This is a genomic window from Pseudomonas sp. Tri1, assembly GCF_017968885.1.
Classification (GTDB): domain Bacteria; phylum Pseudomonadota; class Gammaproteobacteria; order Pseudomonadales; family Pseudomonadaceae; genus Aquipseudomonas.
This window is the reverse complement of record NZ_CP072913.1, coordinates 1596878-1611378: the sequence shown is the minus strand read 5'-3', so window position 1 is coordinate 1611378 and position 14501 is coordinate 1596878. Positions and strand designations below refer to the sequence as shown.

16 protein-coding genes are annotated in these 14501 nt (G+C 60.6%); 7 read left to right on the top strand and 9 right to left on the bottom strand.

The window, feature by feature from the left end; genetic code table 11:
- Positions 1-22: 22 nt before the first annotated feature.
- The 3 genes from J9870_RS07190 to rpoE are packed head-to-tail and all read right to left on the bottom strand — an operon-like array spanning position 23 to position 2179.
- A complete protein-coding gene (locus J9870_RS07190; protein WP_210643296.1) occupies positions 23-970 on the bottom strand; it encodes a MucB/RseB C-terminal domain-containing protein in 948 nt (315 codons plus the stop codon).
- 9 nt (positions 971-979) lie between these two features.
- Positions 980-1567 carry an RseA family anti-sigma factor gene (locus tag J9870_RS07185; RefSeq protein WP_210643295.1) on the bottom strand — a complete coding sequence of 196 codons (588 nt, stop codon included), beginning with the start codon at positions 1565-1567 and terminating at the stop codon, positions 980-982.
- 30 nt (positions 1568-1597) lie between these two features.
- Positions 1598-2179 carry an RNA polymerase sigma factor RpoE gene (gene rpoE, locus J9870_RS07180; RefSeq protein ID WP_003172477.1) on the bottom strand — a complete coding sequence of 194 codons (582 nt, stop codon included), beginning with the start codon at positions 2177-2179 and terminating at the stop codon, positions 1598-1600.
- Between the two features lie 559 nt (positions 2180-2738).
- Here rpoE and nadB point away from each other — a divergent pair.
- Positions 2739-4355, top strand: coding sequence for an L-aspartate oxidase (gene nadB / locus J9870_RS07175; protein ID WP_210643294.1), 1617 nt, complete (start codon positions 2739-2741; stop codon positions 4353-4355).
- On the opposite strand, the gene J9870_RS07170 is transcribed toward nadB, so the two are convergent.
- Together J9870_RS07170 and J9870_RS07165 are read right to left on the bottom strand one after the other, a co-directional pair.
- Positions 4324-4776, bottom strand: a complete 453-nt coding sequence (locus J9870_RS07170; RefSeq protein ID WP_210643293.1) for a protein YgfX — start codon at positions 4774-4776, stop codon at positions 4324-4326. The two genes, nadB and J9870_RS07170, sit on opposite strands and share 32 nt — an antisense overlap.
- A complete protein-coding gene (locus tag J9870_RS07165; protein ID WP_003184348.1) occupies positions 4760-5014 on the bottom strand; it encodes a succinate dehydrogenase assembly factor 2 in 255 nt (84 codons plus the stop codon). Before J9870_RS07165 ends, J9870_RS07170 begins: the two co-directional genes overlap by 17 nt.
- 149 nt (positions 5015-5163) lie before the next feature.
- Between J9870_RS07165 and J9870_RS07160 the strand changes: the two genes are divergently transcribed.
- Positions 5164-6105, top strand: a complete 942-nt coding sequence (locus J9870_RS07160; protein ID WP_210643292.1) for a folate-binding protein YgfZ — start codon at positions 5164-5166, stop codon at positions 6103-6105.
- Between the two features lie 35 nt (positions 6106-6140).
- Positions 6141-6962, top strand: a complete 822-nt coding sequence (locus J9870_RS07155) for an HDOD domain-containing protein (RefSeq protein ID WP_210643291.1) — start codon at positions 6141-6143, stop codon at positions 6960-6962.
- Between the two features lie 85 nt (positions 6963-7047).
- Here the strand turns inward: J9870_RS07155 and J9870_RS07150 are convergent, their stop codons facing one another.
- From J9870_RS07150 to J9870_RS07140, 3 genes are read right to left on the bottom strand one after another with little or no spacing between them, the layout of a single operon-like run.
- Positions 7048-8439, bottom strand: a complete 1392-nt coding sequence (locus J9870_RS07150) for a sensor histidine kinase (protein WP_210643290.1) — start codon at positions 8437-8439, stop codon at positions 7048-7050.
- Positions 8432-9103, bottom strand: a complete 672-nt coding sequence (locus tag J9870_RS07145) for a response regulator (protein WP_025212358.1) — start codon at positions 9101-9103, stop codon at positions 8432-8434. Before J9870_RS07145 ends, J9870_RS07150 begins: the two co-directional genes overlap by 8 nt.
- A 15-nt stretch (positions 9104-9118) precedes the next feature.
- Entirely contained in the window at positions 9119-9352 is a 234-nt protein-coding gene (locus tag J9870_RS07140) for a hypothetical protein (RefSeq protein ID WP_158296349.1), read from the bottom strand.
- A gap of 178 nt (positions 9353-9530) precedes the next feature.
- Between J9870_RS07140 and J9870_RS07135 the strand changes: the two genes are divergently transcribed.
- The 4 genes from J9870_RS07135 to J9870_RS07120 are packed head-to-tail and all read left to right on the top strand — an operon-like array spanning position 9531 to position 13586.
- The gene (locus tag J9870_RS07135) at positions 9531-10523 is read left to right on the top strand and encodes a tripartite tricarboxylate transporter substrate binding protein (RefSeq protein ID WP_210643289.1); all 993 of its coding nucleotides are present in this window, start codon (positions 9531-9533) and stop codon (positions 10521-10523) included.
- A gap of 55 nt (positions 10524-10578) precedes the next feature.
- A complete protein-coding gene (locus J9870_RS07130) occupies positions 10579-11040 on the top strand; it encodes a tripartite tricarboxylate transporter TctB family protein (protein ID WP_003198775.1) in 462 nt (153 codons plus the stop codon).
- A gap of 1 nt (position 11041) precedes the next feature.
- Positions 11042-12556, top strand: coding sequence for a tripartite tricarboxylate transporter permease (locus J9870_RS07125; protein WP_210643288.1), 1515 nt, complete (start codon positions 11042-11044; stop codon positions 12554-12556).
- Positions 12549-13586, top strand: coding sequence for an AbrB family transcriptional regulator (locus J9870_RS07120; protein WP_210643287.1), 1038 nt, complete (start codon positions 12549-12551; stop codon positions 13584-13586). Before J9870_RS07125 ends, J9870_RS07120 begins: the two co-directional genes overlap by 8 nt.
- Before the next feature lie 111 nt (positions 13587-13697).
- Here J9870_RS07120 and ung read toward each other — a convergent pair whose 3' ends face one another.
- Complete coding sequence (gene ung / locus J9870_RS07115; RefSeq protein WP_210643286.1) at positions 13698-14390, bottom strand: uracil-DNA glycosylase; 693 nt, start codon at positions 14388-14390, stop codon at positions 13698-13700.
- Between the last annotated feature and the right edge of the window lie 111 nt (positions 14391-14501).

Below are 14501 nucleotides of genomic sequence, written 5' to 3'. Positions count from 1 at the left end.
CAATCGAACCACCCAAGCAGCACTATTGAGTAGCCGTGACATCGGATCGCATGGAGAGCGCAATCCGTTCCGCTGTCCCGATGGGTATCTCGCCGACCACCGTGACCATCATTTCACCCTGAGGCGTCGTGAGGCGACGGGAGACAGCAGCCGTCGGGCCAAGCTGAGTGCGGGTATCGGTAGCGGTAGCGCCGTTCAACGGCTCCAGAAACACCGAGAAGCGAGCCAGGCCATCGTCGTACATCAGACTATTGACCTGGATCTGGGTGTCCGGATCCTTGCGTGCAGTGCTGCTGGACAATTCAAAACCAGGCGGAAGCCAATCCGAGTGCCAGGCAGCCTTGACCGCAGCAGCTGTACCCGGCTCCTGCGCGACCGCCTTGCACTCGGAACTGGCTTGCAATTCGCCGTCTGACGGCTCTGCAATGTTCAAGCGAGTGAACTGGAAGCGCTCGAGCAATTGGCCCTTGTCGTTGAGCAACAACGACTTGAGCGGCAGGCCCGTCTCTTTGTCCAGATGCAGCTCGAAACCGTAGCGATGCTGGTCCTTGGGCGTCAATGACACAATGACCGCTTGACGCCCGGCCACGCGCGACTTGCCAATGACAGCAAGGTCATACCAATTTTTGAGTTTTTGCGGATCGAGCGCACGCGCGGTGCCATCAGGCGTATTGCCCAGTCCTGCGATCAGGGAGCCGCTGACGCATTGAGTATAGCCATCAATGCGTACGACTTCCTGTGCCGAACCGTCGAGCTGGAGTAACCGCTCGCGGACTTTGCCATTCTGGACACGATGCCAGATGTTATGGGTAGAAAAACTACCATTGCGCTCGTAAACGAAAGTGCCCTGAAAGCTTTGCTGCTGCTCGGCCTGACTCAGACGATTCAACCAATCTTGAGCATCACCGGCATAGGCTGGAACAGCACACCAGCCACCCAGCAAAAGCGTGAATAGAGGTATGGCGCGCAATATTCCTCCTTAACGGTTTTCCAGGCTGGCAGCACGGGCGTAAGGCAGCGCGCTTTCGGTACCCTTCAAGGCAGCCTGTTGGGCATGCTGACGCAGGTAGTTGGGCAGACGCTGATCATGCCAGCCGGGTTGGCCTTGCAGAACACCGTTGACCATTGGACCTGCAGCTTCCGAACTTTCGCTATAACCGGCCAGTACCGCCGGGCCCTTGACCTGTGGAGCAGCCAGGCCAGGCTGGGTGGACTGCTGTGCCATCTGCACGCCAGCAATCTCATCCTGGTTATACAGGCGTACACCAGCCAAAACAGCTACGGTGACCGAAGCGGCAACTGCCAGGCGACCCAGGCTGCGCCATGGTCCGCGGGAAGCTTTTGCCGGTACGGCTTCGTCAGCCAATGCAGCAGAAACGGCCGCAGCGATGTCCAGACGCGGAAGCAGCAGGTCCTTGTGCATGACAGCCCGGGCGATCTGGTAACGAGCCCAGGTCTCACGGGTTTCAACATCGTCGAAGGCATTCAACACCCGACGCAATTCCAATTCGTCCGCTTCGTTATCCATCACTGCGGACAGCGATTCCTGCAGGGCTTCACGACTCATGGCGTTCCTCTCTTGGCTGTCGCCGCTGTCTCAGTTTTCCTGCAACAACGGTTGCAGGGCTTTATCGATGGCCTCCCGAGCGCGGAAAATCCGGGAGCGCACGGTACCCACCGGACATTGCATGACGCTCGCAATGTCCTCGTAACTCAGACCGTCGAATTCACGTAAAGTTAAAGCCGTACGCAAATCTTCAGGCAGTTGCTGGATAGTTCGATGGACGGTGCCTTCGATCTCATCCCGCAGCAACGCTCGTTCCGGTGATTCGAGATCCTTGAGACCATGATCGCCATCATAGAACTCTGCATCTTCGGAACTCACATCGCTATCCGGCGGCCGGCGGCCGCGTGAAACCAGATAGTTTTTCGCCGTGTTGATGGCGATGCGGTAAAGCCACGTGTAAAACGCGCTGTCTCCGCGAAAATTTCCAAGTGCACGGTAAGCCTTGATAAAGGCTTCCTGAGCAACATCCTGGGCTTCATGGGTGTCGTGCACAAAACGCACGATCAACCCGAGAATTTTGTGCTGGTATTTCAGCACTAGCAGATCGAAAGCTCGCTTGTCGCCGCGTTGTACGCGCTCGACCAGCTGCTGATCCTCTTCCTGGGTTAGCATGAACACTCCTCGATAAGCTCGAAGGAGGCTTGCATTACTAATTGACCGGGCTTGCAAACATAGACTCGGGCTTTTCGCAAAAGTTCTCCCCCTTTCAAGCAAGTTTCCGGCGCGCTCTGATCTCGGCACGCACGAAAAACGCAGCGCGAGATGCCCCGGCTGCGCGAATAATCTGTCGGCGGGCCTAACGGCAAAGACTCGAATCGAAATCTTCTACCAACCCGACGCTGCTCCCTTTTGCAGACAACCGTCTATTGAACGTAGGCGCCTGGCAAAAGTTCCCACTATTTATAGCGCTGTGAATTGAACATTGGGCAACCAGGACGAGAAAAACAGCGTTCTGTCCTCGAAACGGCCGCCTTATCGCCCATCCACCCAAATCGTGATCCGACGAAGCGTGTCGCTTTTCTGTCACCCTGGTTTCACATTGCCATGAATGCCCGGCTATTGTGCCGATCCCCCCCTCTATATACTAGTGGGCTGCGTGGCTGCCTGACCCGTTGATGCGGATGTCTTGCGCCAACCCCGACCCGGGTCGCTTTGAGCGGAAACCTTCCAAATGAGCCAACAGTTCCAACACGATGTTCTGGTAATCGGCAGCGGCGCCGCCGGATTGAGCCTTGCACTGACTTTGCCTGAGCATCTGCGCATCGCAGTGCTGAGCAAAGGCGACCTGGCCAACGGTTCGACATTCTGGGCCCAAGGCGGTGTCGCGGCCGTACTGGATGACACCGACACGATTGAATCCCACGTCGAAGACACCCTCAACGCTGGCGGTGGCCTGTGCAACCCAGAGGCGGTGCGCTTCACCGTCGAACACAGCAGGGAAGCCATCCAGTGGCTGATCGACCAGGGTGTACCGTTCACCCGCGACGAGCAATCCGGCACCGAAGACGGCGGTTTCGAGTTTCATTTGACTCGCGAAGGCGGTCACAGCCATCGACGCATCATTCACGCGGCTGATGCCACTGGCGCGGCGATCTTCAAGACTCTGCTGGCCAAGGCTCGACAACGACCGAATATCGAATTGCTGGAACAGCGCGTCGCGGTCGACCTGATCACCGAAAAACGCCTGGGCCTGGACGGCGAACGTTGCCTGGGCGCCTATGTGCTCAATCGCAGCACTGGCGAAGTCGACACTTACGGCGCGCGCTTCGTGATCCTGGCCTCCGGTGGCGCGGCGAAAGTCTACCTGTATACCAGCAACCCCGACGGTGCCTGCGGTGATGGCATCGCCATGGCCTGGCGCTCTGGTTGCCGAGTGGCGAACCTGGAGTTCAATCAGTTCCACCCTACTTGCCTTTATCACCCGTTGGCCAAGAGCTTCCTGGTGACTGAAGCCCTGCGAGGCGAAGGTGCCCACTTGAAGCTGCCTAACGGCGAACGCTTCATGCAGCGCTTCGATCCGCGCGCCGAGCTGGCGCCACGGGACATCGTCGCCCGGGCCATCGACCATGAAATGAAGCGCCTGGGCATTGATTGCGTTTACCTGGACATCAGTCACAAACCCGAAGCGTTCATCAAGAGCCACTTCCCGACGGTGTACGAGCGCTGCCTGGAATTTTCCATCGACATCACCAAGCAACCGATCCCGGTGGTGCCAGCGGCGCATTACACCTGCGGGGGCGTGATGGTCGACCAGCGGGGGCGTACCGACGTGCCAGGGCTGTATGCCATTGGCGAAACCAGCTTCACCGGCCTGCACGGCGCCAACCGCATGGCCAGCAACTCACTGCTGGAGTGTTTCGTCTATGCGCGCTCGGCAGCGGCAGACATTCTGCAGCAGTTGCCGCAAATCGCCATTCCGACCGCCCTACCCTCCTGGGACGCCAGCCAGGTCACCGATTCGGATGAAGACGTGATCATTGCGCACAACTGGGACGAATTGCGGCGTTTCATGTGGGACTATGTCGGCATCGTGCGCACCAACAAGCGCTTGCAAAGGGCGCAGCACCGGGTGCGCCTGCTGCTCGATGAAATCGATGAGTTCTACAGTAACTACAAAGTCAGCCGCGACCTGATCGAGCTGCGCAATCTGGCCCAGGTGGCAGAATTGATGATCCGCTCGGCCATGGAGCGCAAGGAAAGCCGGGGACTGCATTACACCCTCGACTACCCGAACCTGTTGCCCGAGGCGCTGGACACTATCCTGGTGCCGCCCACCTACGCCGACTGAACCTGAGCCGCACCCGCAGGCGCCGATGTTCATCCGGCGCCAGCGCGTCGCGGGGCACGCACAGCGACCGGACCCACCATTCATCCGGCAGGCGGAAACGCAACACGACGATCATTGGCAGGGCCAGGCTGTCGGCGCGCAACTGCACCGGCTGCCAGCCACGGGCCCGGTTCCAGAGCTGCCAGCCTGCGGCATCACGACGCAAGCCGCAAAAGGCTCGGCGATGACTCAGCAACAGATGTCGAGGTATCGTCCAGGCGCCATGAGCCAGGCACAGCGCAATACCCAGCACGGCGAGCCAGAACGGGACAGACAACAGAAACAACGCACCCAGGGCGAACACCTGGGCCAGGAGATAGGCCGCCAGCAAGTGCCCGGAGGCATGCCAGCGGCATTCGAAGCGACTACTTGGGCTGGACACGGTCCAGGATCATCCGAACCATGCGCTGCAACTCCGGGTCTTCGGATTCGCTGCGCTCCATGAACCAGCCAAACATGTCCTGATCCTCGCATTCGAGCAGACGGACGTAGCAGGCACGATCCACTTCATTGAGATGGGGGTAAACCTCTTTCACAAACGGCACCAGCAACACGTCCAGCTCAAGCATGCCGCGGCGGCTGTGCCAGTAGAGGCGATTGAGTTCAACATCTTCGACCATGGAGCGCTCCTCAAATAGAGCGCAAGTATACAGGCCCCGCCACGGTGGAACAGACGGCTTTGGTCGGGCATCACCGATCCTTTGTGAACTACCCATTTCAAGGGCGTCCCCTTATGATGTCCACCAGACTTTTTACCCTGCGATGACCCATGGCTGATTCCGCTTTTTTTTGCACCCTGTCCCACGAAGGCGTTCTCGCAGTCCGCGGCGCGGATGCCGGCAAATTCCTGCAAGGCCAATTGACCTGCAATCTCAACTACCTGAGCGACAGCCGGGCTAGCCTCGGCGCGCGCTGCACCCAGAAAGGCCGGATGCAATCGAGTTTCCGCATCCTGCTTGAAGGCGATGGCGTGCTGATGGCCATGGCCAGCGAGTTGCTCGAACCACAGCTGGCCGACCTGAAAAAATATGCCGTTTTCTCCAAATCCAAACTAACCGATGAAAGTGCCGCCTGGGTCCGCTTCGGCCTGGAAAACGCCGATGCAGCGTTGACCGGCCTGGGCCTCGAGCTGCCGGCCGACACCGACAGCGTGGCTCGCCATGAATCCTTGATCGCCATCCGCGTCTCCCCCGGTCGCGCCGAACTGTGGGCCCCCGCTGGGCAGGCACAGACGCTGGCGTCACGGCTGCGCGCGACACTGACCGAGGCGGACTTGAACCTGTGGCTGCTGGGCCAGGTCCGCGCAGGGATCGGCCAGGTCATGCCGGCCACCCGCGAATTGTTCATCCCGCAGATGCTCAATCTGCAAGCCGTCGGCGGCGTGAGTTTCAAGAAGGGCTGCTACACCGGCCAGGAAATCGTCGCCCGCATGCAGTACCTCGGCAAGCTCAAGCGGCGCCTGTATCGCCTGCAACTGGACGCCAGCGAATTGCCGGCTCCCGGCACCGCGCTATTCTCACCTACTCACAGCAGTTCCATCGGCGAGGTGGTGATCGCCGCTCGTGCCGAGCGAAACATTGAACTGCTGGCAGTGTTGCAGGCCGAAGCAGCAGAGGATGGCAATCTTCATCTCGGTGATTTGGAGGGCCCGGTCTTGCAGTTGCTGGACCTGCCTTACGAGCTGGACCGTGACCGCGAAATCCAGCGCTGATCGCAGCATTTGTCGCAACACCCTAGAGAACCGAAATGAGCGATTTGGCGGATAAGGTCCAACGGGATTTGGTACAGGCCATCGATAACGATGACTTGGTTCTGCCAACATTACCGGAAGTGGCCCTGCAGATTCGCCGGGCCGCCGAAGACCCGGAAATCAGCGTCAGCAACCTGAGCAAAGTGATCGGCCGCGACACGGCGCTCTCGGCACGCTTGATAAAAGTGGTCAACAGCCCGCTGCTGCGTGCTACCCAGGAAGTCACCGACCTGCATACAGCCATCACTCGGCTGGGGGTCAACTACAGCAGCAACCTGGCCATCGGTCTGGTCATGGAACAGATATTCCATGCCCGCTCCGACGTAGTGGAACAGAAGATGCGCGAGGTCTGGCGCAAGAGCCTGGAGATCGCCGGCGTCAGCTATGCATTGTGCCGCGGTTATACCCAACTCAAGCCCGACCAGGCCGCGCTCGGTGGGTTGGTGCACCAGATCGGCGTGTTGCCGATCCTGACTTATGCCCAAGACAACAATGAACTGCTGTCGGATCCGGTCAGCCTCAACCATGTCATTGAAACGATTCACCCGGTGCTGGGAGACAAGTTGCTCAGTGTCTGGGAATTTCCAGAGCGACTGGTGAAGCTTCCGGGGTTGTATCTGGACTTCACTCGGGATTCGAAGCACATCGATTACGTCGACCTGGTGCAGATCGCGGCGCTGTATTGCTACAAAGGCACCGACCACCCCCTCAGCCAGGTCGACCTGTTCGCGGTTCCGGCTTTCAGGAAGCTGGGCATCGACCTGGACAACAAGGCCCGGTGCGCGGATATCGAAGAAGCGCGGGCGATGTTTGACTAAGCAGGCCAGATAGCCAACGAACTCGAGTCAGGCTTGATCCTGTGGCGAGGGGATTTAGCCCCTCGCCACAGAGACTCGCTCTGGATCAATCTGAGCCGGGGATAAAACTCACCCGCACCTTCAACCCACGCTCTTGCCCGTCATGCAGGGTGATCTGCGCCAAGTGTGCGCGACAGATTTCACCGACGATCGCCAATCCCAGGCCGGACCCGGCCACTTGCTGGTTGCGTCGATAGAAGCGCTCGAACACCCGATCCCGCTCATGCAGCGGAATGCCCGGCCCATCATCCTCGACTTCCAGCACCGCCGGTGCGCTGACCCTCAAAATCACGTTGCCGCCCGACGGTGTATGGGCCAGGGCGTTGTCCACCAGATTGCTCAACAGTTCATTCAGCAAGGTTGGTTCGCCCCGCAGCCATACCGGCTCGTCGGCCTCCAAGGCCAACGCCACACCTCTGGCGTGGGCCAGCGGGGCCATGGCCATGCCCAGTTCACGAGCCAATTGGCTCAGGTCAAGCAACTGCGCGCCGCCCTCGGCAATGGCCCGAGCGCCGTTTTCCACGCGCGCCAGGGACAGCAGTTGATTGGCCAGATGGGTCAGGCGATCGGTGCCCTGGGCCGCGGTTTCCAGGGTTTCACGCCAGGTCGCCGGCTCACTGGCGCGCAAGCCCAGTTCAAGGCGGGCCTTGAGCGCAGCCAGGGGCGTGCGCAGTTCATGGGCGGCATCAGCAATGAATTGCGCCTGTCGCTCGAATTGCCCGCGCAAACGCTCAGTGAAATGGTTGAGGGCGCGCACCAGCGGCCAGAGTTCATGCTGGACTTCCACTAGTGGCAATGGCCGTAGATCATCCGGCTGGCGCTCCTCCACCGCCGTACGCAAGCGTTCCAACGGGCGCAGTGCGGCACTGACCGCGAACCACACCAACAACAGCGCCCCCACGGCCAGCATGCCCAAGCGCAACAACGTGTCAGCCATGAGGCTGCGGGCCATGCTGACCCGCGCTTCTTCAGTTTCCGCCACACGAATTTCCGCCATGCCGTTCATGTTCGGCTCGCTCACCGCCTTGAGCAGGCTCACCACCCGCACGTTCTGGCCCTGGTAACTGGCGTTGTAGAAGCGTGCCAGGGCTGGGTAATCGTCCGTACGCGGCGTGCCGGGCGGCGGGCCTGGGAGATTTTCGTAGCCGGAAATCAGCTTCCTGTTGATGTCATTGACCTGGTAATAAATACGTCCGGCGCTGTCGTAGGCGAAAGTGTCCAGGGCCACGTAGGGCACATCTGCGCTGAGGCTGCCGTCGCGTTGCGAAAGACCGGCCGCGATAGTCCGGGCCGAGGCCAGCAGGGTCCGGTCGTAGGCGGTATCCGCAGCCTCGCGACCGTTCCAATAGGCGCTCAAGCCGCTGGCGAGCATCAGCACCACCAACAACAGCGCCAGGTTCCTGAGCAGCCGCCAGCGCAGGCTGTCGGGCTTATGCATCACGGTTTTCCAGCAGATAGCCCAGGCCGCGGAACGTCACGATGGCCACGGCATGGCCATCGAGCTTCTTGCGCAAGCGGTGGATGTAGATTTCGATGGCATCAGGGCTGGCTTCTTCGTCCAGGCCGAACACCTGGGCCGCCACCTGCTCCTTGCTCATCACCCGCCCCGGCCGGGCGATCAACGCCTCCAGCACGGCTTGCTCACGTGACGTCAGGGTCAGCAGTTCGTCATCGAGGGTGAAGCGGCGGGTATCCAGGTCATAGACCAGCCCACCACAACGCTGCTGGCGTTCCCCCCCCAATACGCTGCGGCGCAGCAATGCCTTGACCCGTGCTTCTAGCTCCGTGAGCTCGAATGGCTTGGCCAGGTAATCGTCGGCTCCCAGGTTCAGGCCATGGACCCGGTCCTTGACGTCACTGCGCGCGGTCAGCATCAACACCGGCAGGGTCTTGCCCCGGGACCGCAAACGCGCCAGCACCTCGAAGCCATCCATGCGCGGCAGCCCCACATCGAGGATCGCCACGGCGTATTCCTCACTGCTCAAGGCCAGGTCGGCCGCCACCCCGTCGTGCAATACATCCACGGTCAAGCCGGTGCTCTTGAGGGCCTGGGCTACACTTTCGGCGAGCTGCAGATGGTCTTCGACGAGCAGAACACGCATGGATTTTTCCTCGATTCAGGGATGGTCGACGCCATTCTTTGGCGCGGAGTTTACAGCCGCATGGGCAGCTGTGAAGGCAAAAAACATTCTGAAAGCTTCTGAAAGGTTAGCGAAAGGTTGAGCCATTAGAGTCCCTTTACGGATAGTTTCGACTGCCCGCCGCGACGCCCGATCGCGAATGAAAAATGCCACGAAGCGTTTTCGTCCCAATAAGAAAAATAAAAGCGGAGTATTCACCATGCTGTCCATGCAGCTCCAGGCCCCAGCGCCTGCTCGCCCTTCTCGCTTGAACCAGACCGCCTTGAGCGATGTCGCCCCGCATTCAATTCCGGTAACGACCTGCGCGCCCCATCAACGATGACTTGGGCGGGGATCCGTCAACGACAATTTTTCACCACGCACAACAACAATTCCTGTGGAGACAACAATGAACCTATCACTGCGTAAAGTAGCCTTGGCCGCCGGATGCCTGATGTTCGCCGGGCAGTTGCTCGCTGCTGATCCATCCAAAGAGCCGAAGCGCCCTGAATGCATCGCTCCGGCCGCCCCCGGCGGCGGTTTCGACCTGACGTGCAAACTGGCACAAAGCGCGCTGGTCAACCAGAAACTGCTGACCAAGCCTATGCGTGTGACCTACATGCCCGGCGGTGTCGGCGCTGTGGCCTACAACGCAGTGGTCGCCCAGCGTCCGGCCGACGCCGGAACGCTGGTGGCCTGGTCCAGCGGTTCGTTGTTGAACCTGGCGCAAGGCAAGTTCGGTCGTTTCGATGAAAACGCCGTGCGCTGGCTGGCGGCCGTCGGCACCAGCTACGGCGCCATCGCGGTGAAGAGCGATTCGCCCTACAAGAACCTCGACGATCTGGTACAGGCCCTGAAGAAAGATCCGGGTTCCGTGGTCATCGGCTCCGGCGGCACCGTCGGCAGCCAGGACTGGATGCAAACCGCCCTGATCGCCAAGGCCGCCGGCATCGATCCTCGCAAACTGCGCTACGTGGCCCTCGAAGGTGGCGGTGAAATCGCCACCGCCTTGCTCGGCGGCCATATTCAGGTAGGCAGTACGGACATTTCCGACTCCATGCCACACATCCAGAGCGGTGATATGCGCCTGCTCGCCGTGTTCGCCGAGAAGCGCCTGGACGAGCCGGAAATGAAAGACATCCCGACCGCTCGCGAGCAAGGCTACGACATCCTCTGGCCAGTGGTCCGTGGCTTCTACCTCGGGCCAAAGGTCAGCGACGAAGACTATGCCTGGTGGAAAGATGCCTTCGACAAACTGCTGGCTTCCGAGGAGTTCGCCAAGCTGCGTGACCAGCGCGAGCTGTTCCCATTTGCCATGACCGGCCCGGAACTGGATGCCTATGTGAAGAAACAAGTGGCCGATTACAAGGTGCTGGCCAAAGAGTTCGGCCTGATCCAGTAATCGTCTCTGTTCTCGCGGCGGCGCTGGCACTGCCGGTGCCGCCCAGGAGTTAGTCATGCTCACCATCCAACGTATTTTTGCCGCGGTGCTGCTACTGGTCTGTATCGGTCTGGCGCTGATGGCTTGGCCCTATCAGGCCGCCTTTTCCTACGAACCGGTCGGTCCCCGCGCCTTTCCCTTGCTGATGCTCGGGCTGATGGGACTGGCATTGCTGTACATGCTGTTTCGTCCTACGCCCATCGTGCACAGCGACGAAGACCCGCACCTGGACCGCGAAACCTTGCAGAAGATCGGCATCTGCGTGGTGCTGCTGCTGGTATTCGCCGGAACCTTCGAACCCCTGGGCTTCATCCTCGCCAGCATCCTGATTGGCGTGCCGATGGCGCGCCTGTATGGCGGTCGCTGGGTGCCGAGCGTAGTGATCATCAGCCTGATGGCCATCGGTCTCTACCTGTTGTTCGACAAGCTGATGGACGTGCCGCTGCCCTTGGGCCTGCTCGACGTCCTGGAGAATTGATATGGATACCCTGAATTATCTCGGCCAGGGTTTTGGCGTTGCACTGACTCCCTACAATCTCGTCACAGCACTGACCGGCACCTTGATCGGCACCGTGGTCGGGCTGCTGCCGGGCCTGGGCCCGATCAACGGCGTGGCGCTGCTGATCCCGATTGCCTTTGCCCTGGGCTTGCCACCGGAGTCGGCACTGATCCTGCTGGCGGCGGTGTACCTGGGTTGCGAATACGGCGGACGTATCAGCTCGATCCTGCTGAACATCCCCGGCGAAGCCTCCACCGTGATGACCACCCTCGACGGCTACCCGATGGCGCGCCAGGGCTTGGCCGGGGTGGCATTGTCGCTGTCGGCGTGGAGCTCGTTCATCGGTGCGTTCATCGCCACCTGCGGCATGGTGCTGTTCGCACCGTTGCTGGCCAAATGGGCGATTGCCTTCGGACCGGCGGAGTATTTCGTGCTGATGGTGTTCGCCATCGTCTGCCTCGGCGGCATGGCCGGCGATCGACCGCTCAAGACGTTCATCGCGGCGCTGATCGGGCTGTTCCTGTCCTGCGTCGGGATCGATGCCAACAGCGGCGTGTACCGTTTCACCGGTGACAACATCCACTTGACCGACGGTATCCAGTTCGTCGTGCTGGTGCTGGGCCTGTTCTCCATCAGCGAAATCCTGTTGCTGTTGGAAAAAACCCATCGCGGCCAGGAAGCGGTGAAAGCCACCGGGCGGATGATGTTCAACTTCAAGGAAGCGGCGTCGGTCTTTACGGTCAACCTGCGTTGCGGCGTACTCGGTTTCATCATGGGCGTGTTGCCGGGTGCCGGTGCGACCCTGGCCAGTGCCGTGGCCTACATGACTGAAAAACGCATTGCCGGTGCCACTGGCACGTTCGGCCAGGGTGACAAGCGCGGCCTCGCCGCTCCGGAAACCGCCATCGGCGGCGCAGCCTGCGGTGCGCTGGTACCGATGCTGACCCTCGGCGTGCCCGGCTCGGGCACCACGGCGGTGATGATCGGCGCCCTGTCGCTGTACAACATCACCCCCGGTCCCCTGCTGTTCCAGCAACAGCCGGATATCGTCTGGGGCCTGATCGCGTCGTTGTTCGTCGCCAACATCATGCTGGTGATCCTCAACATTCCGATGATCCGCGTTTTCACCCGCATCCTGGCCGTGCCGAACTGGGCACTGGTACCGGTCATCGCGATCATCACCGGGATTGGCGTCTACGCGGTGCATGCCACCACGTTCGACCTGTTCCTGATGATCGGCATCGGTATCTTCGGTTACATCCTGCGCAAGCTGGACTTCCCGCTGTCGCCGGTCCTGCTGGGTTTCATCCTTGGTGGGCTGATGGAGCAAAACCTGCGGCGCGCGCTGTCGATTTCCAACGGTGCGCTGGAGATCCTCTGGTCGAGCCCGATCACCTTCGGTTGCTGGATCCTGACGGCGATCATGCTGTTCATGCCACTGGTGCGGATCTGGCGTCGCCGCGCTGCACAACGTCGTGCCCTGGCCAATGTCTGAGGCAACATTCAGACAATGGTGGGGAACCCCGCTGGTCGGTCTGGCCGGCGGGTATCTGGCCAGCCTGATCGGCTGGCCTTTGCCCTGGATGGTCGGCTCGTTGCTGGCGATCATCCTGGTGCGCTGCTTGACGCCTTGGCAACTGATGGAAATCCCCGGCGGCCGTAAATGCGGCCAATGGGTGGTGGGCATCGGCATCGGCCTGCACTTCACTCCGGTGGTGATGGAACAGGTCTTGAGCCACTTCGGCCTGATCTTCTTCGGCGCGCTGATCACCAGCGTGTCCAGCGTAGTGAGTGTGTGGCTGATGCGTCGCACCGGCGAAAACCGCGCCACCGCATTCTTCTCCAGCATGCCGGGCGGTTCCGGCGAAATGGTCAACCTCGGTGCCCGCAACGGCGCTGATCTCAGTCGCGTCGCTGCGGGCCAGAGCCTGCGGGTGCTGGTGGTGGTGCTGTGCGTGCCGGCGGCGTTCAAATACCTGTTGGGCGAAGGCGCCCCGGTGCAACACGCCACTACGGTGGACTGGCTGTGGCTGGCGATGCTGTTCCCGGCGGGCGCCCTGCTCGCCTGGATTTGGGAGCGCTTGCGCCAACCCAATCCATGGTTGTTCGGGCCGTTGCTGGTGAGTTCGGCGGTGAGCGTCGGTTGGGACCTGCACATCGGCCTGCCCAACGGCGCCAGCCAGATCGGCCAGTGGCTGATCGGCAGCGGGTTGGGCTGTCATTTCAACCGGCAGTTCTTCCGTCGGGCGCCATCGTTCATGGGGCGTACCCTGATCGGCACGGTGCTGACGATGCTGATCGCCACGCTTGCGGCCTTGGGCCTGAGCACCTTGACGCTTCTGGACTTGCGTTCGCTGACATTGGGCATGATGCCCGGCGGCATCGCGGAAATGAGCCTGACGGCAGAGACGCTGCAACTGTCGGTGCCGCTGGTGACGGCGTTGCAAGTGATGCGGTTGTTGTTCGTGCTGTTTCTGGCGGAGCCGTTGTTCAGGTACTGGATGCGCAGGCCGGGTTCGGTCTGATCGTCCGAGGCACCCTCATCGCGAGCAAGCTCGCTCCCGCATGGATTGGCGGCATACACAGATCAATGTGGGAGCGAGCCTGCTCGCGATGGGGCCCTCATAGCCGACCACTCAAACCGGCGGCAACCGCCAGTCAATCGGCGTCTCACCCTGTTGTTCGAGAAACTTGTTGGTCCGGCTGAAATGCCCGCAACCCAGGAAACCGCGATAAGCCGACAACGGCGACGGATGGACCGAGGTCAGCACCAGGTGCTTGGTGGCGTCGATCAGCTTTTGCTTGCCCTGGGCATGGGCGCCCCACAACAGGAATACCAAGTGCGGTTGGTGCTCACTGACCACTTCGATGATTCGGTCGGTGAAGTGCTGCCACCCCTTGCCCGCATGGGCGTTGGCATTGGCGCGCTCCACGGTCATGGTGGTGTTGAGCAACAACACGCCCTGATCGGCCCAGCTTTGCAGGTAACCGTGATTCGGGATGTCGATGTTCAAATCGCGTTTCAATTCCTTGAAGATGTTCACCAGCGACGGCGGTGCTGGCACACCCGGCTGTACCGAGAAACACAAACCATGGGCCTGGCCAGGGCCGTGGTACGGGTCTTGGCCGAGGATCACCACTTTGACCTTGTCCAACGGCGTGGAATTGAGGGCATTGAAAATCAACGATGCCGGTGGATAAATCTCCTTGCCGGCCGCGTATTCCCGACGCAGGAATTCGCGCAACTCTGTCATGTAGGGCTGGTCGAACTCGGCACGCAGTGCCTGCTTCCAGCTCGGTTCGAGTTTGATACGGTCGTCAGCAGTCATGGTTGCACCCGGTAAAAACAATGGGCGCACCCTAGGAAAGCCTACATGGCTTGTCAATTGATCTGACGTAGAACCGGCACTTTCCTACGCAGCGGTCATACTGAACATTCA

Coding starts and splice junctions, on each gene's coding strand:
- J9870_RS07140 (WP_158296349.1), bottom strand. CDS start 9,352: ATGGACAGCATGGTGAATACTCCGCTTTTATTTTTCTTATTGGGACGA.
- J9870_RS07130 (WP_003198775.1), top strand. CDS start 10,579: ATGCTCACCATCCAACGTATTTTTGCCGCGGTGCTGCTACTGGTCTGT.
- ung (WP_210643286.1), bottom strand. CDS start 14,390: ATGACTGCTGACGACCGTATCAAACTCGAACCGAGCTGGAAGCAGGCA.
- J9870_RS07185 (WP_210643295.1), bottom strand. CDS start 1,567: ATGAGTCGTGAAGCCCTGCAGGAATCGCTGTCCGCAGTGATGGATAAC.
- J9870_RS07160 (WP_210643292.1), top strand. CDS start 5,164: ATGGCTGATTCCGCTTTTTTTTGCACCCTGTCCCACGAAGGCGTTCTC.
- J9870_RS07125 (WP_210643288.1), top strand. CDS start 11,042: ATGGATACCCTGAATTATCTCGGCCAGGGTTTTGGCGTTGCACTGACT.
- nadB (WP_210643294.1), top strand. CDS start 2,739: ATGAGCCAACAGTTCCAACACGATGTTCTGGTAATCGGCAGCGGCGCC.
- J9870_RS07120 (WP_210643287.1), top strand. CDS start 12,549: ATGTCTGAGGCAACATTCAGACAATGGTGGGGAACCCCGCTGGTCGGT.
- J9870_RS07135 (WP_210643289.1), top strand. CDS start 9,531: ATGAACCTATCACTGCGTAAAGTAGCCTTGGCCGCCGGATGCCTGATG.
- rpoE (WP_003172477.1), bottom strand. CDS start 2,179: ATGCTAACCCAGGAAGAGGATCAGCAGCTGGTCGAGCGCGTACAACGC.
- J9870_RS07165 (WP_003184348.1), bottom strand. CDS start 5,014: ATGGTCGAAGATGTTGAACTCAATCGCCTCTACTGGCACAGCCGCCGC.
- J9870_RS07150 (WP_210643290.1), bottom strand. CDS start 8,439: ATGCATAAGCCCGACAGCCTGCGCTGGCGGCTGCTCAGGAACCTGGCG.
- J9870_RS07145 (WP_025212358.1), bottom strand. CDS start 9,103: ATGCGTGTTCTGCTCGTCGAAGACCATCTGCAGCTCGCCGAAAGTGTA.
- J9870_RS07155 (WP_210643291.1), top strand. CDS start 6,141: ATGAGCGATTTGGCGGATAAGGTCCAACGGGATTTGGTACAGGCCATC.